Origin of the sequence: Rhodococcus sp. BH5, from assembly GCF_027583855.1 — a bacterium.
In the GTDB taxonomy this organism is placed as follows: Bacteria; Actinomycetota; Actinomycetes; order Mycobacteriales; family Mycobacteriaceae; genus Rhodococcus_F; species Rhodococcus_F qingshengii.
In genome coordinates, this window is record NZ_JAJHVW010000002.1 from 178490 (window position 1) to 199193 (window position 20704).

The following is a 20704-nucleotide window of genomic DNA, read 5'->3' on the forward strand; positions in this document are numbered from 1 at the left end:
TCGGGTAATGCGTAGTCCCGGCCCGCTGGTACCGGATCCTGATTTCGGCCCGACCGACAGATTGCGCGGCTGGATTGTCACCGCTTTCGTCACCGCTATCGCGGCGATCACACGCTTCACGATGCTCGCCTACCCGACCGACGCCGGCACACCTGTCTTCGACGAGAAGCACTACGTTCCGCAGGGCTGGCAAGTTCTGACCGGTGGCGGCATCGAGGACAATCCCGGTTACGGATTGGTGGTACACCCGCCGATCGGTAAGCAGATGATCGCGATCGGCGAAGCACTCTTCGGTTACAACGGTTGGGGGTGGCGATTCTCGTCGGCCCTGGTCGGGACACTGATGGTCTTGCTGATCATCCGGATCGTGCGCCGCATGACGCGCTCCACGCTGATCGGCGCGATTGCCGGAATCCTGCTCATCGTGGACGGCGTCACCTTCGTCTCCTCACGCCTGGGGATGCTCGACATCTTCCTGGCTTTCTTCGTCCTCGCTGCTCTCGGATGCCTGGTGGTCGATCGCGACCAAGTCCGCGAACGGATGGCGAAGGTATACGAAGAGGGCCGAATCGGCGACTGTGCCTGGGGTCCGCGGCTGGGTTTCCGGTGGTGGAGGTTCGGCGCCGGCATCCTGCTCGGCCTGGCCTGCGGAACCAAGTGGTCCGGCATGTACTTCATTCTGTTCTTCGGATTGCTCAGTGTTGCCTTCGACCTGTCAGCGCGCCGCGCCTACCGCGTGCAGCGCCCATGGGTCGGCACTGCAGTTCGCGACATCGGGCCTGCTCTGTATGCGTTGGTGATCATTCCGCTCGGTGTGTACCTCGCGAGCTACTGGGCCTGGTTCACCAGCGAGACCGGCGTCGACCGTCACGCCGTCGGTAACGAGATCGGTGAGGGGGGCACATGGAGCTTCATTCCCTCCGCGCTGCGCTCACTCTGGTACTACAGCGGAAACGTTCTCCAGTTCCACGCCGGTCTGACCAACTCCGCCGGAAACCACCACCCGTGGGAGTCGAAACCGTGGACGTGGCCGATGGGGCTACGACCGATGCTCTACTACTACGCCGACGGCGAGCAGGTCACCGGTTGCGGGGCCGCCAGCTGCGTCAAGGCCGTGATGCTGATCGGCACACCGGCGATGTGGTGGCTGGCCCTACCGATGTTGGCGTGGGCGATCTGGCAGACGTTCGTGCGCAGGGACTGGCGATACGCCGTGGTCCTGACCGGCTACGGTGCCGCTTACCTCCCGTGGTTCGCGACGCTCGACCGCCAGATGTACTACTTCTACGCAGTTGCACTCGCCCCGTTCATGGTCATGGGATTTGCGCTGGTCCTCGGCGATGTACTGGGCAAGGCGAGCGCGTCCGTCGAGCGTCGTACCACCGGACTTCTGGCAGTCAGTCTGTACATCGGTCTGGTCGTGGCCAACTTCGTCTACCTCTGGCCGATACTCACCGCCATGCCGATCACGCCGGAATCGTGGCAGAACCATCTGTGGCTGCCCAGCTGGAAATAACCAGACGACAAAAGGGGCACCGAACCGCAGTTCGGTGCCCCTTCACAGTTCAAGTCCTACTCCGCTCAAGTCCTACTCCACAGACTTACCCACACGGCGTCCTCGGCGCGGGCGTAGGAGAGCACGTTTCTGCTCCTTCGCCGCAATGATGATCGGGTCGTGCGAAAGATCCTTGTACAGCGAGAAGCACAATCCGATCATGACCAGCACGAACGGCGCCGCAGCGATGATCGTCATGGTCTGCAAGCCGTCGAGCGCTTCGGAACCACCGGTCCACAGCAGAAGCGCCGCGACGCCACCGGTCAACATGCCCCAGAACACCACGACCCAGCGACTCGGTTCGAGCGTTCCACGCTGCGAGAGCGTCCCCATCACCATCGACGCAGCGTCGGCGCCGGAAACGAAGAACACTGCCACGAGCAGCATGACGAGGACAGTCGTCACTCCGGCCAACGGCAGATTGTCGAGCATCCCGAACAATTGAGCCTCTTCCGAGCCTCGGCCGGACAAGCCGATTCCGTCGCGTTCCTCGCCGATGCCTGCGCCGCCGAAGATCGCGAACCAGAGCAAGCTGACAGTCGTGGGAACGGCGATGACGCCGACGATGAACTGGCGGATCGTGCGGCCGCGGCTGATGCGGGCCAGGAACATGCCGACGAACGGCGTCCACGACACCCACCATGCCCAGTAGAAGATCGTCCACGACGAAAGCCACGCGCCGGTTTCAGGATTCGACGATGCACCCGTGCGGGCCGACATCTGGGCGAGGTCGGAAACGTATGCACCAATGGTCGTCGGGAGCAGATTGAGAATCAGCACGGTCGGCCCGAGAACGAACACGAACAGGGCCAAGATCAGCGCTAGCACCATGTTGATGTTGGAGAGCCACTGAATTCCCTTGGCCACACCGGAAACTGCCGAAGCGACGAACGCCAGGGTCAGCACCGCAACGATGGCCACGAGCAGGAATACGCCGGCTTCTTCCATCCAGCCGACTACCTCGAAACCGGAGCCGATCTGAAGTGCGCCGAGCCCCAAAGATGCTGCGGTGCCGAAAAGTGTCGCAAAGATTGCCAGGATGTCGATGACCTTGCCGATCGGCCCTTCGGCTTTGCGACCGAGCAACGGGATGAAGGCCGAACTGAACAGTTGCTTGCGTCCTCGGCGATACGACCCGTACGCAATGGCAAGGCCCACAACGGCATACATCGCCCAAGGATGAAGACCCCAGTGAAACATGGTGGTAGCCATGGCAGTTCCGACGCCACCGTCGGTGCCGGGAGGCGGAGTCACGTAGTGCGCAAGCGGTTCCGCGACACCGAAGAACATCAGGCCGATGCCCATGCCGGCGCTGAACATCATGGCGATCCAGCTGACGGTTCGGAACTCGGGCTTCTCACCGTCTTTGCCCAGCGGAATGTCGCCGAATCGACTGACAGCGAGGTAGATGGAAAACAGCACGAAAGCCGAAGCTGCGAGTACGAAGAGCCAGCCGATGTTCGTCACCAACCAGCCGAGAACACTTCCGGTTACCGAGTTCAGGTTGTCGGGAGCTACGAGACCCCACACGACAATAGCCAGCACCGCTGCGGCCGCCACGGAAAACACCACGTAGTCGGTCCGAACGCCTACCCGAGTAAAGCCCGTCTCCGGGCGCTCTTCGTTGGCCCCGGAATCTTGTTCGGATCGATCAGATTTCGTCACCATAGATGACTACGTTCGTCACTTTGTGGGCCAAAAGCAAGCTGGAAGGCGGGCTCAACAGCCGTTGAACCCGCCTTCTCACCCCGATCAAGCTGGGGTTTTAACCCAACCGTTGCCCTTGCCGATCAATCCGTCGATGCTGATGCGTCCTGCGCCGATAACAGCGATCAAGAGCGAACCGACACCGAGTGCGACGACGAGTTCATAGCCGCCGTTGTCTATGAAGACGCCCTTGTCGGCGTGCACGATGAAGAACGCGCCGACCATGTCGAGGAACAGCAGTGCGCCGACGAGCGGGGTCAGCAGACCCGCGATGAGCAGGATGCCGCCACCGAGTTCGATGGATGCTGCCAGAACTGCAGAAATCTTGGGGAGCGGGGCGCCCATCCCTTCGAATGCGGCCTGCGTTCCGGCGATCTTGTAGGTGAAGAACTTCTGCCAACCGTGGGCGATGAAGATGATCCCGAGGCCGACACGGGCGATGAGGAGTCCGAGGTCACGAGCAATCGACGAATTCATGAGCCAAGACTGACAGCTTTAAGTTGAAGCGTCAACTTAATCAATGTGTCACGCACCTCTCAATGCCGACTCCACCATGGCGACGATCTCAGTGTCGGAGTACCCGAGCGAGCGGACCTTATGCGCAAACGCGGTCGCCGCCTGCTCCGCCTGCGCCTGCACCGGATCGGTCCCCGAAGCGATGAACGTCCCTTGCTTTCCCCTCGTCTCGATCACGCCCTGATCGCTGAGCGCGCGATAAGCCTTCGCGACGGTGTTGGCCGCCAATCCCAGCTCCGAGGCCAATGCACGCACCGTCGGGATCTTGGTTCCCGCAATCAATCCGCCGCCGTGAACCTGCTCGATAATCTGTTGCCGCAGTTGGTCGTACGGAGCTGTGGAGGAATCGTGTTCGATCGCGATCTTCATCGTCACCCTCGTCGTATCTTCTCGGTCACAGCATCTTCTCTCTCACAAACCCTCGATCGCTTCGCGGATCGTATGCGGGCCGGAGGTCAGAACCAATATCTTGCCGACACTGGACGGCGCGTCGATGAGCGCTTCGATCACTGCGGCGACATCTGCACGAGGCACAGAGCCTCGATCGACGGGTGGCTCTGCAAGAAGGACTTCACCGGTGGGGTCGTCGTCTGTCAGAAGGCCTGGCCGAAGAATCGTCCAATCCAGCGAAGTCCTTGTCTTCAGGTCTTCCTCTGCTGCAGTCTTCGCCCGCAGGTAGGCGGCAAAAACCTCGTCGGTGTTCTCCGGTATTTCGTCACCAGCACCCATGGCGCTGATCTGTATGAACCGACGCACTCCCGCTTTCTCGGCGGCATCGGCCAACAGCACCGCCGCAGCTCGGTCTACGGAGTCCTTCCGCTCGATCGAGCTACCAGGTCCGGCGCCCGCGGCGAAGACCGCGACGTCGGCACCGTCGAGTACCTTCGCAACTTCCTCGACCGTGGAGGATTCCAGATCGATCACCACGGGGAACGCGCCGAGTGTGCGGACCGCACCCTCGTGCGCGGAGTTGCGGATCAGCGCTACCGGCCGATCACCATGTCCTGCCAGCAGGTACGTCAGGTGCTGCGCGATCTTGCCGTGCCCACCGGCAATGACCACGCGCCGTTCGTCCACACTTCGATGTTCCGTCATCGTTTTCTCCTCACAAGTCGGTACTTCAAGTGCAGCGCGCCGGAGGTGTCCGTTGTTCCCCTGTTTGTCCCACGAGTTCGGACACAGAGGCAGAATGACGGACATGGCATCTGCAACCATCTTCCACAATCAACGGTGCAACACGTCGCGGACTGTTCTCGGACTTATCCTCGACGCCGGCATCGAACCGACCATTGTGAAGTACCTCGATACTCCGCCTACCCGATCCGAGCTGGAAAAACTCCTCGCCGACGCCGGCCTCGAGCCCAGCCAAGCCGTTCGCAAGCGCGAAACGCAGTACAAGGAACTCGGGCTCGCCGATGCATCCGAATCCGAGATCCTCGACGCGATGATCGAGCACCCAATTCTGATCGAACGCCCGTTCGTGGTCACCGACAAAGGCACCGTCCTCGCGCGGCCTGCAGCCAAGGTGGAAGAAATTCTCTGACAGCGTCGACGGCTTACAGCGGATCGCGGGCGATCGGGCAGGACATGCACCGAGGACCACCTCGGCCGGACCCCAGTTCCGAACCCGCGATTCGCAAAATCTCGATACCCGAGGCCTCCAGCCTGGCATTCGTTTCGACGTTGCGCTCGTAAGCGACGACGACGCCAGGCTCGACGGCGAGGGTGTTGTTTCCGTCGTCCCACTGCTCACGCTCGGCAGTCACCGTGTCGAGTCCGGTGTCGATCACACGCAGTTTTCCGATTCCCATGGCGTCGGCCGCCGCTTCGAGGAACGGCGTCGCACCGCGAATACTCACCCCGTCGTCTTCCTTGCGCAGAGTGAACGCCGCCAGGGTGTCCTGAATGGCCGGATACATGACGACCGCGTCGGCCTCGACCATGGTGCAGACCGTGTCGAGATGCATCGACGCTCGGCGTTGCTCGATCGGAACAACCAACACCGTGTGGGCGAGGCCGTCGTCGAACACGCTACGCGCCAATGCTTCTGCTCCGGCGGGTGACGTACGTTCACCGACACCGATTGCGATCACCCCCGGCGCGAGAAGCAGCACGTCACCTCCCTCGACAGGAGCCGTGTGCGACTCGTACGCGCGGCGCACGCCTTTGAATCGAGGGTGATGCGCGTAGACGAGATCCGTTATCGAGGATTCGCGAGCTCGCGCTGACAACGCCAAGGACGTGATGATGACCCGTGGCCCGACCCAGAACGACGAATCACGGGTGAAGAGCAAGTTGGGCAACGGGTCGATCACGAAGTCACCGCCGTGATGCATCCTGCGCACCAACGAGGTCGAGTCGGCATCGATCGGCAATTCGTCGAACGTCATTCCTGCAGTAAGGATCGACGAAAGCTCCTTCGGCTCCACCTTTCGCAGGTAGGCGGCCAGGTGTTGCCCGAGCGCGTGGCCGATCTTGCGTGCGTCGACGGCGGCCGCGATTCCCTGGATCCTCGCTGCGCCACTGACCTCGAGCGCCTCGGTGAGGAGATCGGACAAAAGCAGTACCTCGACGCCGCGCTCACGAAGGACGGTCGCAAACTGATCGTGTTCTTCCTGCGCGCGGTCCACCCACGGCAACGCGTCGAACAGCAGCTCGTCGTTGTTGCGCGGAGTCAATCGTTTCAACTCGTCGCCAGGACGATGAAGAATGACCGATCGCAATCGGCCCACCTCGGAATCGACACCGAGGGGGACGGAGCCAGAAGCGTTCATGAGTGAACACTAATCCCGTAGGCCCCACCCAGCAGGGATAAGCAGCTGTCGTACCGGCCCGCGTAACGTCTGATCCGACGCAGGCGAGAGGACCAGGCAATGAGTAGTACGGATCAGGCAGCGCTGAACGGCGCCGGAATCGAGAGGTTCACCGGGCGCTGGGTCGGCGCTGGAGCCGGACATTTCCCCACCATCGACGACTTCGAGTACTCCGAGGAGATCGAGTTCGCGCCCACCCCGAAACCGTTTCTCACCTACTCGTCGCGCACTCGTGGGCTCCCCGACGGACGACCGCTTCACATGGAATCGGGATACCTGCGCCCAACACCGGGTGGTGAGCTCGAATTGCTGGTCAGCCAGCCCACCGGATTCGTCGAGATCCATCGCGGCACCCTCGACTCCGAAGGCACTCTCGCCTTGACCCGTCTCACGCTCGCAGCATCACCCGACGCAAAACCGGTTCACGACGTTCGGCGAGTCATGTGCGTTCAGGGCGACACGCTGACATACGACCTGTGGATGGCGCACGGCGACACCCCGCTGACGCATCATCTCCACGCCACCCTCCACCGCGCGACGGACCGGTAGTCGCCATGGAGATGCCGTCGTGGAAGGCAAAGGAACTCACGCCCGGCCAGCTCTCCGAGCGCAGCGGTGTCGCCGTCTCGGCCCTGCATTTCTACGAACGAGAAGGGCTCATCGTCAGTCGCCGGACCAGCGGAAACCAGCGCCGATACCAACGAGACACGCTTCGACGCGTCGCCTTCATCAGAATCTCGCAACGCGTCGGCATTCCGCTGTCGGAAATCAGAGAGGCCCTCGGCACACTTCCTGAAGGCCGTACCCCGAACCGCGCAGATTGGGAAAGATTGTCGACCGGGTGGCGGCGCCACCTCGATCTACGCATCGAGCAACTGGAACGTCTACGGGACAACCTCACCGGTTGCATCGGTTGCGGGTGCCTCTCGTTGGAGGGGTGCGCCCTCGCCAACCCGCACGATCAACTCGCATCCGCCGGCCCGGGTGCGCGCGTTCTGGAAGTAGATTTCGGTGCAGGCTCAGGCGAGAAATGACTCAACGGCGTCCCGATCGCGCCCCAGCAAGTCCTCGACGGTCTTCTTCAGCAACTTCTCGATCTGGCCGCCGATGATCGGCATCTTCACCTCAGCCGTTCCGTCGACGACCAACCGCGTGCAGGACTCGGCGGCGGTGAGATCGAGCGTCGTCTCGATTCGGATCGGCAGTCCCCGCGCGATTCCGGTGACCGACCCTGCTGCACGCCCGTCCGACAGCGGTCCCCACCGATCGACCCGTTTCAGACCGAGCCGACTCGGCGCAACCTTGGCGACCAGGCTCGGGAGGGAGGCGGAGTCGATTTCCTCGGACACGGATACTTCGATCGATCCGTCTCGAACTTCGATGTCCGAGGTGGCATAAAGGTCTCCGAGTCTGCCTTTCCAATAATTCGGGTCGGTCAAAGTTCGATGCACGTCGTCGATCGGATATTTGAATTCGATATCGAAGTGAAAACTCTTCGGCATGACTTTGGTCCCTATTCGACTAGATAAAAGTCCCGGCGGAGTTAACGCTCATCGCTTGAGCAATTTACTGAACTGGTCGTTCGCTTTTTGCATCACGAACTCGTAAGGCAGGGCGAATTTGCGCGCCCACCAGTATCCGAATCGGATGTCATTGGACGTATATACGAGGTACGTATTCTTCTCGATTCCCCGCAGAATGCACGACGCCACCTTCTCCGGGGAGACAGCACGCGCCTCGAACCGGTGCGTGAGTTTTTCGACCCGCGGGTCGCTCCTGTCGATACCCGCTATTTCCACGGTTCCCACCAATGGCGTCTTCACCCCACCCGGCACAACCAGACTGACCCCGATTCCGTGCCGCTTCAGATCGAATCGCAGCACCTCGGACACCCCGCGAAGGCCGAACTTGCTCGCACTGTAGGCGGCGTGCCACGGCAGGGCCAAAAGTCCGGCAGCCGAAGACACGTTGACCAGGTGTCCACCCTTGCCGGCACGAATCATGGGTGGAACAAACGTCTCCATGACATGGATCGGCCCCATCAGGTTGACGTCCACCATGGACTTCCAATGCCGATGTTCGAGGTTCTCGATAGTTCCCCACGCTGAAATGCCGGCGATATTCATGACGACATCCATCGAAGAAAATTGAGTGTGAATCTCGGTACCGAATTTCACGACCTCGTCGTAGTCCGAGATATCGAGTGCCTTCGCCATGCTGACCGTGCCGCCGCCGGCGCCGACCATCGCGACCGTCTCTTCCAATCCGACGCTGTTGATATCGGTGAGAAACAATTCGGCGCCGACCTCTGATGCACGCAGCGCAGTTGCACGTCCAATTCCACTACCGGCGCCGGTGATCAGGCATTTCTTGCCGTCGAGCGACCTTACAGACATGGATGAACACTCCCCCGCACTCGTACTGTGGACATGCGGGAAAGTCTACGCACGCACGGTGCGGCCGCCCTGAAACACGCAAGACGACCTGCGGGGCACGGCCGTACTCCGCGCAAACACCGCACAGAGACGACCGCAGCGAGCACTAGAGACGCTGCATCATCTGCTCTTGATAGCCCTTGACCGTACGGTCGAGTTCTTCCGCCGCTACATCGTCCCCACGCTTGCGTGCGTCGTGGGCTCGATCCTGAATTTCACGGATTGCGCGGCGCAATTCATCATCGCTCATCGTGTGTTTCATGTCACAATTCTGCACCCACTCGGAGGGTTTAGCTAGCACAGATCGCAATCCGGCAAACCGTTCAAGGTTCAACCCCGAGGTGATCCGCATGACATCGCAACCAGCCACCCTGATCGCGACCCCAAACCTTCAAACATCGCTTGAACTGCAGTTTTTCAATCGAAATAGTTGTGAAAAACCAGGCTAACGCATAGCTAATATCGCCAAAACGGGTAAAAGGTTTGATATTGGGCATATTGGCCAAGTACTGGAAGGTTCGAATAGCGCAGTCGTAGCTGCACATTTCCGTGTGGCGGAAACTCAATGTGCGCTGAGACATAGCTGAGCACTCATTGGCCGGACGAATCGAATCTCGGACACATTTGACAACTAGTCCACTAAACAGACTACGGTGAGCTACCGATCGGTTATCCGCGTGATACCGTAGGATTCACTGAACGGACAATTGCTAGCTAGAGAGGATTACGGGGCGGTTCACAATGGCTGACTTTGCAGAACGATTGAACAAACTGTTCGACAGTGTTCATCCTCCGGGGCGCAAACCCCATACCAACGCCGAGGTTGCGGCAGCGCTCATCGAAGACGGCCATCAGATCTCCAAGCCGTACATCTCGCAGCTCCGCTCGGGACAGCGCACCAACCCCTCAGACGAGACAGTCGCAGCCTTCGCCCGGTTCTTCAAGGTGAAGCCCGACTACTTCTTCAACGACATCTACGCAGCCAAGATCGATCACGATCTCGAACTGCTCTCACAGCTCCAAGGCTACGGGCTTCGCCGCCTCTCGAGCCGTGCATTCGACCTCTCGGAAGAATCGCAGAATCTACTCACCACGATGGCTGAAAAGCTCCGCGCGAGTGAAGGTTTGCCAGAGGTTCCGCCTGACGCGTCACGCTGATGTGAACGTGCTGAAGCACTGACTCGATCTCGAGCACTGCAATGACATGGAGTAGGTCGACTACGAACGTCGACCTACTTTTGTCGTTTCATCGAGTTCTTTCGCCAACAACAACACCCATCGGCGCGCCGACATCTTCTCAGGAGGCGCAATCCACCTGGTGTCCAACACATCCGAGGCCAAGGGATCGGCGATCCACCCCGCCAAAATCCCCGCGTGTGCAGTGACGGCCCGCGGCGGTTCCTGACCACCGACGTCGAACATCCCGGCGCCGGACTGGATGTACATCGCATCCATGATCTGCGCGATCATGTCCGATGCCCGCAGCACAGAGGTACTCCCGGCGCTGTCCGCGTCGACTACCTCGGGGAATCGCTTGACGAGAAGCGCGTGCATCCGCCGCAGCCGGTACAGATCTCGTCGCGCACGTAACCAGGTCTCGAGAAGCACCCACGTGATGCCCAGCGCAATCAGAACACTCGAGGCAGCGATGAACCACACCCCTGCGCCCGTCCAGATATCCGATTCGAGTGCGCCGGTGCCACCGATCGATTCGACAAGCATCACGACGACCACGACGAGCAGGATCGACGAACCGGTCACGATCAACGCGATTCCGCGCCCCAACGGCGCCCACGCAACGTGCCGTAGCCCCGTCGAAATGACAAGGGACAGAGCGACGATGATAAAGATCAGGGCCGGCGCCGGGTAGCCGAAGAGAACCGCGATCGCCACCAGGAGCCCCACTGAGTACAGCACGGTGGCGAGGCCGCGCATAGCCGGACGTGACATCACCGGCCAGGCAGACACGGCGCCGACTGCACTGGCCGCAGACAACGCTGTCCACAAGACGATGACGATCATCGCGGCGGCATGCTGCTCCGGCGCAATGCGATCGACGATGTCCCATACCGCCGGCACCATGACCGTCGACGACAATGCGACCGAGAAGCCGGCGAAGACCATCGACATTCGCAACGGCGTCGCGGTGCGCGCGACAACTCGACCCAGTCTCGCGCCGGCTGCAACCCAGACGAGAAGGGCCACAGCCCAAAAGATCATCCGATCGCCTCGTCGTACCGCAACACCGACAGCGGTGTCCCACGGCCACTCATCGTTCGCAGACGCATGATCAACATCGACGCGAACGTCTCGGCTTCCCACTCCGCGATGTCATCCATCGGCACGGGTTCGTTGCGCCGCAGAGAACGTTGACTCAACATGTAGGCGATCAAATCGTCACTGACCTCGAGCGTCGCCTCGGCGATCTCGGCACCCTCGTGCCGAAACACTATGTGCCCCAACTCATGTGCCAGAGTTCGCTCGACATTGGGAAGTCCGGGGGCCAAGACGATGACGTCGTGGTCGTCGTAGGCTCGGCGCTGACCGCACACTCCGGTGGCGAGCGGGGTTTCCAGATCGATCTCGATCGGGCGCCCACGCTCGCGGGCAACTGTCTGCACTACCGTCAGCAGTGACACAGCCTCCGACGACGCTGCTGCGTCGCATACGGCATCCACCGCGGCCAGAACGCGGCGATGTGAACGTCTGTCCGGCACGACTCACGCACCTCCCTGTGATCCGGGTGCCAGGAATTCGGCACGCGCGGCAGCCAATCGCGCCTTCTGCAGCGATGCTCCGCGAAAAGTCAGTGCTCCCGCACCGGCCGCTACCACTGCCATTCCGCCTACACCGCCGGCGACGGCGGCGGCGTTGAGAATCGGCGGAAGCCCTTGAGTGAACGCCGTCGGAAATGCCTGCGGGTTGTCAGTCGGAGCCGCGACGTTCGGAACGTTCGACGGTACCTGCGGAGCTACGGGTGCGGGTGCGGCCAGAACCTCGGGTGCGGAAGGGGCTGCGACTGCGCCCGGCGCAGCGTTCGCCGGTCCACCGGCAGAGGGTGCAGGCGCTCCGCCGCCCGCTGACGGTCCCTGCGGATCAGACGGTCCAGCCGGCGGAGCCGCTACCGCGGACGACTGCTCGGAACTCGGCTGCGATTCGGAAGGAGACTGCGTCTCGGAGGGTGCTTGGCTCGAAGGACTCTCGGTCTGCGAAGTTGCGTTGGTCGCAGAAGTTGCGTTGGTCGCGGGGGAAGCGCTGCTGCTCGGACGTTGCGACGCCGAAGGGTTGGTCGTGGGCTCAGTCGTGGTCGTGGGCTCAGTCGTCGTGGGCTCAGTCGTCGTGGGCTCAGTCGTGGTCGGCTCAGTCGTCGTGGTCGGCTCAGTCGTGGTCGGCTCAGTCGTGGTCGGCTCAGTCGTGGTCGGCTCAGTCGTGGTCGGCTCAGTCGTGGTCGGCTCAGTCGTGGTCGGCTCAGTCGTGGTCGGCTCAGTCGTCGTCGGCTCAGTCGTGGTCGGCTCAGTCGTGGTCGGCTCAGTCGTCGTGGGCTCAGTCGTCGTCGGCTCAGTCGTGGTCGTCGGCTCAGTCGTCGTGGTCGGCTCAGTCGTCGTCGGCTCAGTCGTCGTCGGCTCAGTCGTCGTCGGCTCAGTCGTGGTCGTCGGCTCAGTCGTCGTCGGCTCAGTCGTCGTCGGCTCAGTCGTGGTCGTCGGCTCAGTCGTCGTCGGCTCATTCGTCGTGGTCGGTGTCGGAATTACGGTCGTGCCGCAGTTGTGACGGTGACAATGCCAGCCATAGTTGCCGTTGCCGTTGTTGCCGCCACCGTTGCCGTTGTGACCGCCACCGTTGCCGTTGTTATTGCCGCCGTTGCCGTTGTGACCGCCACCGTTGCCGTTGTTATTGCCGCCGTTGTTGCCGTAATTGCCGTTTCCATTGCCGTTGTTGCCACCACCGCTGTTGCCGCCAGGTTGGGCGGCGACGATAGCGGGGAAGACCGATACGGCAAGGACGCCGATACCCATCAGGCACATCACAGCAACAAGCATCATCGCTAGCCGTCGTGGCTGGCTCATCGACATTCCTCCCCGACACATACGTCCGACCTGCGGAAAACTGCGGCAGACTCACCGTGCCTATCGCACCGGACACACCCTCGTTACATTTCCGGCAAACATGTATCCGCCCAAGGATCATCCCTCACTTGGAAGCTCAACGGTCCGGATCAGCGGTCGCAATCGTATGAAACGGCGCACACTCAGATCGAATCCTCGCAATTCGGGCAGGCCCTGAAAATGCAGGAAAGGGTCGTTCAACTTTCGTTGAAAGACCCTTTTCGCTGGTACTTCTTGGTGGAGCTGAGGGGAATCGAACCCCTGACCTCTTCGATGCGAACGAAGCGCGCTACCAACTGCGCCACAGCCCCGTGCCACCGCCTCAGCGGTGCTCGGCAACTCTAACAGGAACGAATACTCCCGTTGGAATCACCCGACACGAACTTTCGGCCCGACGAGATCGGCCCAGAAGATCACTGACCGGACGCGCGACGCATCTCGGTGTGCCTGATCTCTTCTTCGTAGTGATCCAGGTGATCGAACACCGGATCTTCGTCGTCGACCTCGAGGACAACCGCTCCTGGCCGACGCAGTCGCGCCGGAATCAGGCGAAGCTCTTCGTCGGTGTGCGATTCGACTCCGAGTCGCGATCGGTTGAGGCGTTCGGTACGACGGCGGCGAATCTCTTGCTCGATCCGAACCTGCCGACGCAAGTACGCCATGTACCCGCCGAGGCCGCACACGGTCAGCGCAAACAACCACCACACCATCGGCGAGATGATCAATGCGAGAGCGCCCGAGAGAATCGCGACGAACGCAAGTCCCAGCAACGTCCGCTGACGGAATGCATACCGCGCCTCCCGGGCGATGGCATCCGCTTCGGGGTCGAATCCGCCTCGGCCGCGCCGAACCGGAACAAATTCTCCGACCGGTGCACGACCGCCGGCGTAGTCGTCTTCTGCGTGAGTGTCCATCTGGTCCTCCGCGTCGTAGCTGCTGCGCACTGGTTCTGGTTGCCAGTTCGGATCGCTTCGATGTCCTGCTGCCGGCCCGCGCTGAACAGGGTTGCTGTCGCCGCGGTGGAGTACTCGAGTCGCGAGTGCCGCGTCACTCGTCTGCCGGATCCTGGGGCGCTTGTTGACAAGCATCGGCACCAGGACGAACAGCCACACGGCCACCAGCCCGATCCACACGAATGAGCTAGGCATGCCGCGGCCTCCTCCCGATCACCTACCAGCACCTATGCCAGCCGTTGACGAGTCAAGGTTAACGGCCGACGCCCTCGCATCGTTGCCGACGCGCCGAACCCCACCATACTCATGTGTCACACGCGTACCGAACTGAACTTCCGGTTCAGGCCCAAAAGTCTCAAGTTCTGGTTGAATCAAAAACCACATTTTCCCGACCGAAAGTTAGACTACTCAGCGGTAACTGCTGTTTAGCTCGCGTTTCTCACGCTTCTGGCGCCGTCTTCGTCACACCCACGAAGCGCGTCCGGACCGCACCAATCTGTCGACGACGGTGGTGGGTACTTCCTCGATGGTCATTCCGACCAGAAGATGATCACGCCATTGGCCGTCGACATCGAGGTAGCGCTTGAGAAGACCTTCCTCCCGGAACCCAACATTTCGTAGGACTGCGCGACTCGACGCGTTCTCCGGCCGAACAGTGGCCTCCACTCGATGCAGACCGACCTTCGAGAATGCGTGATCGAGTGTGAGTGCAACGGCAGCTGTGGCTACGCCCCCACCGGTCACGTGCGAGGCGACCCAATAGCCCACCCAGGCGGACCGCAGAGCGCCGCGCACCACATTTCCGATGGTGACCTGCCCGCAGTACTTCCCGTCGAGTTCGATCACCAGGGGAAGGATCCTGCCCTTGCGCGCTTCGGAGCGAAGGTTTCCGCACAGGGACGGCCAGACGGTGATGTGGTGGCGAGCATCCCAGGGCGATTCTCCGGTGGGCTCCCACGGCTCGAGGTGCTCGCGATCGCGAATGCGGAGACGACTCCATACAGCAGCGTCACGGAGCTTCACGGGGCGGACGGTCACCACTCCCGCGGGCACTCGCAGCGGGCCGAGATCTTCCGGCCATCCTGGATGGACTGACATCACACCCCACTCGGGTCGGCGTTACCCACGTTGGGCGAGAAAAGCTACGTCGACTTCTTCACCGATGTGCACTTCGGTGACGTCTCGATCGACCAGAACCAAGCAATTGGCTTCCGCCAAGGTCGCGAGGAGATGTGAGGACGCACCGGGCGCACCCCCGAGGGCCTGCACGAGGTACTCCCCTGTCGCTTCGTCACGCATCAGCTGACCACGCAGAAAACCCTTGCGATCGGCAATCGACGTGATCGTTCCCACTGTCCGCGCCTTCACTACTCGCCGCATCGGCTGGCGGCGTCCGAGCGCGATTCTGATCAGCGGGCGAACCATGACTTCGAATACCACCAGTGCGCTGACCGGGTTGGACGGTAGGAGAAAGGTCGGAACCTCGTCCCTTCCCAGCTTTCCGAAGCCTTGCACCGATCCCGGATGCATGGCAACGCGCTCCACCTCGAGTGTCCCCAGGTCGGCAAGCGCCTCACGAACCTCGTCGGACGCTCCGCCGCCCACGGCACCGGCGATGACAACGATTTCCGAGCGAATCAGCTGTCCCTCGACTACTTCGCGAAGACGACGCGAGTCGTTGCCTGCGATTCCCACACGGTTGACGTCGGCGCCGGCATCGCGCGCTGCGGCGGCGAGGGCATACGAATTGACGTCGTAAACCTGACCAGGTCCCGGCGTGCGATCCACGTCGACGAGTTCTCCACCGACGCTGATGACGGAGAGGCGCGGACGCGGATGGACGAGTACTTTGTCGCGGCCGACCGCGGCAAGCAACCCGACCTGTGCGGCTCCGATGATGGTGCCTGCCCGAACGGCCACGTCGCCCGGCTGGACGTCGTCGCCTGCACGGCGAACGTAATCGCCCGAACGCACCGGCTCGAAGATCCGAACGCGAGCGCGACCACCGTCGGTGTTCTCGAGCGGAAGAACTGCGTCGGCCAGCGTGGGCAAAGGCGCGCCGGTGTCGACTCGGACGGCCTGGCGAGGTTGCAAGCGGATCGGTTGGCGTGAGCCCGCCGTCACCTCACCGACCACCGGCAAGGTGAGGTCGGTAGGCTCGCCGTCCTCGCCTCGGAGGTCGGCTCCGGCGCCGGCGACATCGACACTACGAACCGCGTAACCGTCGATGGCAGCTTGATCGAATCCCGGCAATGGGCGTTCGGTCACCACTTCCTCGGCACACAGCAGTCCCTGCGCCTCCGAGATGGCGACCCGAACCGGACGGGGTGCCACTGCAGCAGCGGTAACCCTGGTCTGCTGCTCCTCAACCGACCGCATCTGGTCCGCGTCCTCCTGTGTCTGGAAATTCGGTGATATCCGTCAGCTCATGATGCCTTGCCGCCGAAAAGGGACAAGCACATTGATACTGCGTTATCGGGCGATCAACCACCGTGGCGACACGCTCAGCGGTCGAGCCGATCCGCGAGCCACTTACGCAAGGACGGGCCGTAATCGTCACTGTCGAGCGCCAGGTCCACCGAAGCGCGGAGGTACCCGCCGGGGTTGCCCAGGTCATGACGCGTTCCGCGGTGCACCACCACGTGAACCGGATGGCCCTCGGAAATCAGGAGAGCGATGGCGTCGGTGAGTTGCAACTCACCGCCGGCTCCCGGCTCGATGCGACGAAGTGCGTCGAAGATCGCACGATCGAGCAGATAGCGACCTGCAGCGGCAAAGGTCGACGGCGCGTCTTCCACAGCCGGCTTCTCGACCATGCCGACGACCTTGAGGACATCGGGATTGACCGCGTCGGGAACGATCTCGACGTCGAAGACGCCGTACGCGCTGACTGCGTCTTTCGGGACGTCGATTGCACAGAGAACGGACCCGCCGCGCTTGGCACGAACACGCGCCATGATCTCCAGGACGCCACGCGGTAGTACGAGATCATCGGGCAGAAGGACCGCGATGGCGTCTTCGTCGTCGTCGAGAACCGACTCGACGCAACCGACTGCATGCCCGAGGCCGAGGGGCTGCTCCTGAATCACGGAGTCGACTTCGAGCAAACCCGGCGCTTTGCGCACCTTCGCCAGGGCAGCGAGTTTTCCGCTTGCTTCCAGCTTGCTTTCGAGCACGAGATCCTCGACGAAGTGGGCAACCACGCCGTCTTTGCCCGGGGACGTCACGATGACGAGCCGCTCGGCTCCCGAGTCCGCAGCTTCACCTGCCACCAGTTCGATACCCGGTGTGTCCACGACCGGCAGCAATTCTTTCGGAACCGTCTTGGTGGCAGGCAGGAAACGCGTACCAAGTCCGGCTGCGGGAACCACGGCCGTACGGAAGGCCCTCGTGCTGCTAGCGACAACGTCTGTCATGCCAACACCTTAGCCGCCGCTTGTTACCGCTCGGTCAGCACGACGAATATCGTTGCGGGGTGACACCTCAGACAAAAGCACAATGGCGACAAATCACACTCGCAGCACGTGATGCAGTCTCCGAGCACACTCGAAACACGGAAACTGCGGCGTTGATCACGCACATACGTTCAGTGATTGTCGACGGCTCGGTCGTCTGTGCGTACGTCCCCACCCGCACCGAACCAGGATCCACCGATTTGCTCGACGCCGTTGCCGAGATCGCTCAGCGTGTACTACTTCCGATCACCGGGGAGCCGGGACCGTTGTCCTGGGTCGAGTACAGCGGCGCGGACGGTTTGCGCCCCGCGAAGTACGGCATTCGGGAGCCTGTCGGACCCGTCTTGCCACCGGAAGCCCTGTCCGACGTGGAATGCATGCTTGTCCCTGCTCTCGCGGTGGATCTTCGCGGAACACGCCTCGGCCGTGGCGCAGGCTTCTACGACCGGACGCTCGGGTCGGTCGGACCACAGACTCGGCTCGTGGCAATTGTCAGAGACTCCGAACTCGTCGAGGCCTTGCCTGCCGACGACCACGACATTCCCATGGGCTGGGCATTGACGCCAAGCGGCGGTCTCACGCCGCTCCAAGGCGATTGATCTGCGGGAATAGATCCCTGATTAGCGCTGTTGGCACTGTCACTTGTAGAGTGCTAAAGGCTGCGGTGTAAATACGCGGCTGCTCGAACATCACAGTGCGGAGGAAGCCCGGTGCCCACCTACTCATACGCATGTACGGAATGTGACAACCGTTTCGACATCGTCCAGTCCTTCAGCGAAGATTCGCTGACGGTCTGCCCAGCTTGCTCAGGCAAGCTCCGCAAGCTGTTCAACTCTGTTGGCATCGTGTTCAAGGGCAGCGGCTTCTACCGCACCGACAGCCGCGGCGGCTCCGGGACTGCGAGCGAGCCCGCCAAGAGTGATTCGGCACCCGCTGCGAAGTCCGAGTCCAAGTCGGACTCCTCTTCGACATCGAGTTCGTCGACCAGCACGCCGGCGCCCGCAAAGGCTGCCGCGAGCTGATTTCCACAACCTCCGGGTTGTCCACAGTTTCACATGGTTAGGGCCGGAAGCACCGCTTCCGGCCCTAACGTGCATGAATGCCGTCAGCACGTTCTCGCTCGCCGAGGCGCTCCGATCCACTGCGCGCCCAACTCGATCTCAGCCCGAGCACCTTCGATCGCGTCGTCGAACTGACACGGGGCACACGATTCCGCACGGCGACAGTCCGTAAGATCGCAGCCGTTGTCCTCGCCACACTCGGCGTTGTTCTCTTCTTTCGAGGCGATCCCGCGACCAATACGGTCGCCGTAGTTGTCTCGAGCCGCGATCTCACTCCGGGGCAGGTGATTGCGGATTCGGATGTCGAGATGCGAGAGATCGACTCGAAACAACTTCCCGAAGGAGTTGTCTCCGACACCGACCTGGTGGTCGGGAGAACCGTTGCCGGCCCGATTCGCTCCGGAGAAACCGTCACCGACGTGCGCGTTCTCAGCCCACGGCTGGCCGGGTTGTCGGTAGGAACCGACGACGCCCGCATCGTCCCCGTCCGATTGGCCGATGCGGCCGTCGCGGACATGTTGCGCAGCGGGGACGTCGTCGACGTCCTGACCGTCGGCCCTGACACATCCCGCCCAGACACACCCCACCCCGACACACCCAACGAATCAATTGCCGACAAGGCCCCGCAGATTCTTGCAGCGGGAGCAGTAGTCGCGTTGGTCACCACGTCGGAAAGTACACGTAACCAGCAGGAACAGGTGATTTTGCTGGCCCTGCCGACACCAGCAGCCAACGTCGTAGCCGCGGCATCTCTGTCCAATGCGATCACCGTGACATTCCGCTGACCGCACAAAGCGTCCGAAGCTCCTCTAGGATTTTTCCAGTCGGTTCGGTATCAACGGACCATCTGGCACTTGCCATCGGAGACTCGAGGGGACACCGACATGCTCAAGGGATTCAAGGACTTCCTGCTTCGCGGAAACGTGCTCGACCTGGCCGTCGCAGTGGTCATCGGCGCGGCCTTCACCGCCATCGTGACTGCCTTCACCAGCAATATCATCAACCCACTTGTCGCTTCGATTGGCGGAGCCAACGAATACGGGTGGGGCATTCAGCTGACGGGTGACTCCGCTGAGACGTTCCTGAACTTCGGTGCGGTCGTCACCGCGATCATCAACTTCATCATCATCGCAGCGGTCGTCTACTTCGTGCTGATCGTCCCTGCGAATGCGGCGAAGAAGAAGTTCGTCTCCGAGCCCGAGGACAAGGAAGCCAGCGAAACCGATCTGCTCATCCAGATCCGCGACATCCTCTCGGCCAATGCCGGTGGCGCCGACACGGGAGCGCACGCCAAGACTCTCGAATAGGCAGTGCCCACAGATCAAATCAGGCCCTCGGACAATTGTCCGGGGGCCTGATTTACTTCTCAACCCCCGTGGTGCGGGGGCCGCTGACTGCGCAGCCAGTCGTCGTCCGAGGACCGCGAGGATCCCTCGGGACCCCGCTCGTCCGACGTCGTCTCGGGAAAGACGTCCCCGAAGATGCGCGCCAGGCGCTTCTTGTCGACTGACGGCTTCTTCGGGGTATCTCGTTGCTCCGACAAGCTGTCTCAGCCCTCGAGGCTGGAGAGCTCGGCGATCACGTGACTCGCCAAAGCCGTCAGGGTTGCCATGCCGTCGCGAATTGCCGGCCTGGTCGACGCCAGATTGGCGACCACGGTGCTTCCCGAAACTCCGACGAGGCCGCGGGACAAGCCTGCTTCGAGCGATCCGGCCGAAAGACCGGAAGCACGAAGTGCTTCGGCAATTCCCGGGATCTCGCGATCGAGAACCTCAGCGGTCACGTCAGGAGTGACGTCACGCGGGGATACCCCGGTACCGCCGACCGAGATGACGAGGTCGACGCCACCGATGACTGCGGTGTTGAGAGCGTTGCGGATCTCCACTTCGTCGGCGGCGACGGCGACCGTCGCATCGACGAGAAAACCCGCTTCGTTCAGCAGTTCCGTGACCAGTGGACCGATGGAGTCGGTGTTGTCGCCGTGGGCTGTGCGATCGTCGACGATGACGACCAGAGCGCGGCCGGCCGATGTGGCTTCGAGTTCCATGACTCCTACCGTAGTGTCCGATCCCGACGCCGTTGCGATCTGGCCGAAGATCGGGTCGA

27 protein-coding genes and 1 tRNA gene are annotated in these 20704 nt (G+C 61.9%); 11 read left to right on the forward strand and 17 right to left on the reverse strand.

Features of this window, described 5'->3' with window-relative positions:
• Positions 1-7: 7 nt before the first annotated feature.
• Positions 8-1516: a dolichyl-phosphate-mannose--protein mannosyltransferase gene (locus tag RhoBH5_RS07075; protein ID WP_070160304.1), complete on the forward strand. Its 1509-nt coding sequence runs from the start codon at positions 8-10 to the stop codon at positions 1514-1516.
• A 72-nt stretch (positions 1517-1588) separates the two neighbouring features.
• Here the strand turns inward: RhoBH5_RS07075 and RhoBH5_RS07080 are convergent, their stop codons facing one another.
• From RhoBH5_RS07080 to RhoBH5_RS07095, 4 genes are all read right to left on the reverse strand, one after another.
• Entirely contained in the window at positions 1589-3223 is a 1635-nt protein-coding gene (locus tag RhoBH5_RS07080) for a BCCT family transporter (RefSeq protein ID WP_003946258.1), read from the reverse strand.
• 84 nt (positions 3224-3307) lie between these two features.
• Complete coding sequence (locus RhoBH5_RS07085; protein WP_003946228.1) at positions 3308-3739, reverse strand: DoxX family protein; 432 nt, start codon at positions 3737-3739, stop codon at positions 3308-3310.
• 48 nt (positions 3740-3787) lie between these two features.
• Positions 3788-4147, reverse strand: a complete 360-nt coding sequence (locus RhoBH5_RS07090; protein ID WP_003946225.1) for a GntR family transcriptional regulator — start codon at positions 4145-4147, stop codon at positions 3788-3790.
• Between the two features lie 42 nt (positions 4148-4189).
• Positions 4190-4873, reverse strand: coding sequence for an SDR family oxidoreductase (locus RhoBH5_RS07095; protein WP_003946268.1), 684 nt, complete (start codon positions 4871-4873; stop codon positions 4190-4192).
• Positions 4874-4967: 94 nt separating this feature from the next.
• Here RhoBH5_RS07095 and arsC point away from each other — a divergent pair, with 94 nt between their 5' ends.
• Complete coding sequence (arsC, locus tag RhoBH5_RS07100) at positions 4968-5321, forward strand: arsenate reductase (glutaredoxin) (protein ID WP_270008101.1); 354 nt, start codon at positions 4968-4970, stop codon at positions 5319-5321.
• A 13-nt stretch (positions 5322-5334) separates the two neighbouring features.
• Here arsC and arcA read toward each other — a convergent pair whose 3' ends face one another.
• Complete coding sequence (gene arcA, locus RhoBH5_RS07105) at positions 5335-6552, reverse strand: arginine deiminase (RefSeq protein ID WP_270008102.1); 1218 nt, start codon at positions 6550-6552, stop codon at positions 5335-5337.
• Positions 6553-6651: 99 nt separating this feature from the next.
• Here arcA and RhoBH5_RS07110 point away from each other — a divergent pair, with 99 nt between their 5' ends.
• Both RhoBH5_RS07110 and soxR read left to right on the forward strand, forming a co-directional pair.
• On the forward strand, positions 6652-7140 hold the full coding sequence (locus RhoBH5_RS07110) for an FABP family protein (protein WP_042921290.1): 489 nt from the start codon (positions 6652-6654) through the stop codon (positions 7138-7140).
• A gap of 5 nt (positions 7141-7145) precedes the next feature.
• On the forward strand, positions 7146-7625 hold the full coding sequence (soxR, locus tag RhoBH5_RS07115; protein WP_003946250.1) for a redox-sensitive transcriptional activator SoxR: 480 nt from the start codon (positions 7146-7148) through the stop codon (positions 7623-7625).
• On the opposite strand, the gene RhoBH5_RS07120 is transcribed toward soxR, so the two are convergent.
• From RhoBH5_RS07120 to RhoBH5_RS07130, 3 genes are all read right to left on the reverse strand, one after another.
• On the reverse strand, positions 7611-8093 hold the full coding sequence (locus RhoBH5_RS07120) for a DUF2505 domain-containing protein (RefSeq protein WP_030536322.1): 483 nt from the start codon (positions 8091-8093) through the stop codon (positions 7611-7613). The two genes, soxR and RhoBH5_RS07120, sit on opposite strands and share 15 nt — an antisense overlap.
• A 48-nt stretch (positions 8094-8141) precedes the next feature.
• Complete coding sequence (locus RhoBH5_RS07125; protein ID WP_270008103.1) at positions 8142-8987, reverse strand: SDR family oxidoreductase; 846 nt, start codon at positions 8985-8987, stop codon at positions 8142-8144.
• 145 nt (positions 8988-9132) lie between these two features.
• Positions 9133-9288 carry a hypothetical protein gene (locus tag RhoBH5_RS07130; RefSeq protein ID WP_003946253.1) on the reverse strand — a complete coding sequence of 52 codons (156 nt, stop codon included), beginning with the start codon at positions 9286-9288 and terminating at the stop codon, positions 9133-9135.
• Positions 9289-9767: 479 nt separating this feature from the next.
• On the opposite strand from RhoBH5_RS07130, the gene RhoBH5_RS07135 reads away from it, so the two are divergent.
• A complete protein-coding gene (locus tag RhoBH5_RS07135) occupies positions 9768-10184 on the forward strand; it encodes a helix-turn-helix domain-containing protein (protein WP_003946231.1) in 417 nt (138 codons plus the stop codon).
• Between the two features lie 60 nt (positions 10185-10244).
• Here RhoBH5_RS07135 and RhoBH5_RS07140 read toward each other — a convergent pair whose 3' ends face one another.
• Together RhoBH5_RS07140 and RhoBH5_RS07145 are read right to left on the reverse strand one after the other, a co-directional pair.
• A complete protein-coding gene (locus tag RhoBH5_RS07140; protein ID WP_003946245.1) occupies positions 10245-11246 on the reverse strand; it encodes a hypothetical protein in 1002 nt (333 codons plus the stop codon).
• The gene (locus RhoBH5_RS07145; protein WP_003946241.1) at positions 11243-11743 is read right to left on the reverse strand and encodes an ImmA/IrrE family metallo-endopeptidase; all 501 of its coding nucleotides are present in this window, start codon (positions 11741-11743) and stop codon (positions 11243-11245) included. Before RhoBH5_RS07145 ends, RhoBH5_RS07140 begins: the two co-directional genes overlap by 4 nt.
• 178 nt (positions 11744-11921) lie before the next feature.
• On the opposite strand from RhoBH5_RS07145, the gene RhoBH5_RS07150 reads away from it, so the two are divergent.
• Positions 11922-12794, forward strand: coding sequence for a hypothetical protein (locus tag RhoBH5_RS07150; RefSeq protein ID WP_270008104.1), 873 nt, complete (start codon positions 11922-11924; stop codon positions 12792-12794).
• A 2-nt stretch (positions 12795-12796) separates the two neighbouring features.
• Positions 12797-13072: a hypothetical protein gene (locus RhoBH5_RS07155; RefSeq protein WP_270008105.1), complete on the forward strand. Its 276-nt coding sequence runs from the start codon at positions 12797-12799 to the stop codon at positions 13070-13072.
• A gap of 292 nt (positions 13073-13364) precedes the next feature.
• Here RhoBH5_RS07155 and RhoBH5_RS07160 read toward each other — a convergent pair.
• The 5 genes from RhoBH5_RS07160 to RhoBH5_RS07180 form a co-directional block, all read right to left on the reverse strand.
• Positions 13365-13440, reverse strand: a tRNA-Ala gene (locus tag RhoBH5_RS07160).
• A gap of 102 nt (positions 13441-13542) precedes the next feature.
• Entirely contained in the window at positions 13543-14277 is a 735-nt protein-coding gene (gene sepX / locus RhoBH5_RS07165; RefSeq protein WP_007727521.1) for a divisome protein SepX/GlpR, read from the reverse strand.
• A gap of 267 nt (positions 14278-14544) precedes the next feature.
• Positions 14545-15180, reverse strand: a complete 636-nt coding sequence (locus RhoBH5_RS07170; protein WP_007727523.1) for a GNAT family N-acetyltransferase — start codon at positions 15178-15180, stop codon at positions 14545-14547.
• Positions 15181-15201: 21 nt separating this feature from the next.
• Complete coding sequence (glp, locus tag RhoBH5_RS07175; protein ID WP_007727526.1) at positions 15202-16461, reverse strand: molybdotransferase-like divisome protein Glp; 1260 nt, start codon at positions 16459-16461, stop codon at positions 15202-15204.
• Positions 16462-16586: 125 nt separating this feature from the next.
• Complete coding sequence (locus tag RhoBH5_RS07180) at positions 16587-17498, reverse strand: UTP--glucose-1-phosphate uridylyltransferase (RefSeq protein ID WP_003946415.1); 912 nt, start codon at positions 17496-17498, stop codon at positions 16587-16589.
• Between the two features lie 59 nt (positions 17499-17557).
• On the opposite strand from RhoBH5_RS07180, the gene RhoBH5_RS07185 reads away from it, so the two are divergent.
• The 4 genes from RhoBH5_RS07185 (at position 17558) to mscL (ending at position 19905) form a co-directional block, all read left to right on the forward strand.
• On the forward strand, positions 17558-18136 hold the full coding sequence (locus RhoBH5_RS07185) for a 5-formyltetrahydrofolate cyclo-ligase (protein WP_042921299.1): 579 nt from the start codon (positions 17558-17560) through the stop codon (positions 18134-18136).
• Between the two features lie 111 nt (positions 18137-18247).
• The gene (locus RhoBH5_RS07190; RefSeq protein ID WP_003946378.1) at positions 18248-18559 is read left to right on the forward strand and encodes an FmdB family zinc ribbon protein; all 312 of its coding nucleotides are present in this window, start codon (positions 18248-18250) and stop codon (positions 18557-18559) included.
• A gap of 77 nt (positions 18560-18636) precedes the next feature.
• Positions 18637-19383, forward strand: coding sequence for an SAF domain-containing protein (locus RhoBH5_RS07195; RefSeq protein ID WP_270008106.1), 747 nt, complete (start codon positions 18637-18639; stop codon positions 19381-19383).
• A 99-nt stretch (positions 19384-19482) separates the two neighbouring features.
• Complete coding sequence (gene mscL / locus RhoBH5_RS07200) at positions 19483-19905, forward strand: large conductance mechanosensitive channel protein MscL (RefSeq protein WP_030536328.1); 423 nt, start codon at positions 19483-19485, stop codon at positions 19903-19905.
• Positions 19906-19964: 59 nt separating this feature from the next.
• On the opposite strand, the gene RhoBH5_RS07205 is transcribed toward mscL, so the two are convergent.
• The gene (locus tag RhoBH5_RS07205) at positions 19965-20141 is read right to left on the reverse strand and encodes a hypothetical protein (RefSeq protein ID WP_165639126.1); all 177 of its coding nucleotides are present in this window, start codon (positions 20139-20141) and stop codon (positions 19965-19967) included.
• 6 nt (positions 20142-20147) lie between these two features.
• Positions 20148-20645 (reverse strand): MogA/MoaB family molybdenum cofactor biosynthesis protein, encoded by a 498-nt coding sequence (locus RhoBH5_RS07210; RefSeq protein WP_176720912.1) that lies wholly within the window; start codon positions 20643-20645, stop codon positions 20148-20150.
• Positions 20646-20704 lie beyond the last annotated feature (59 nt).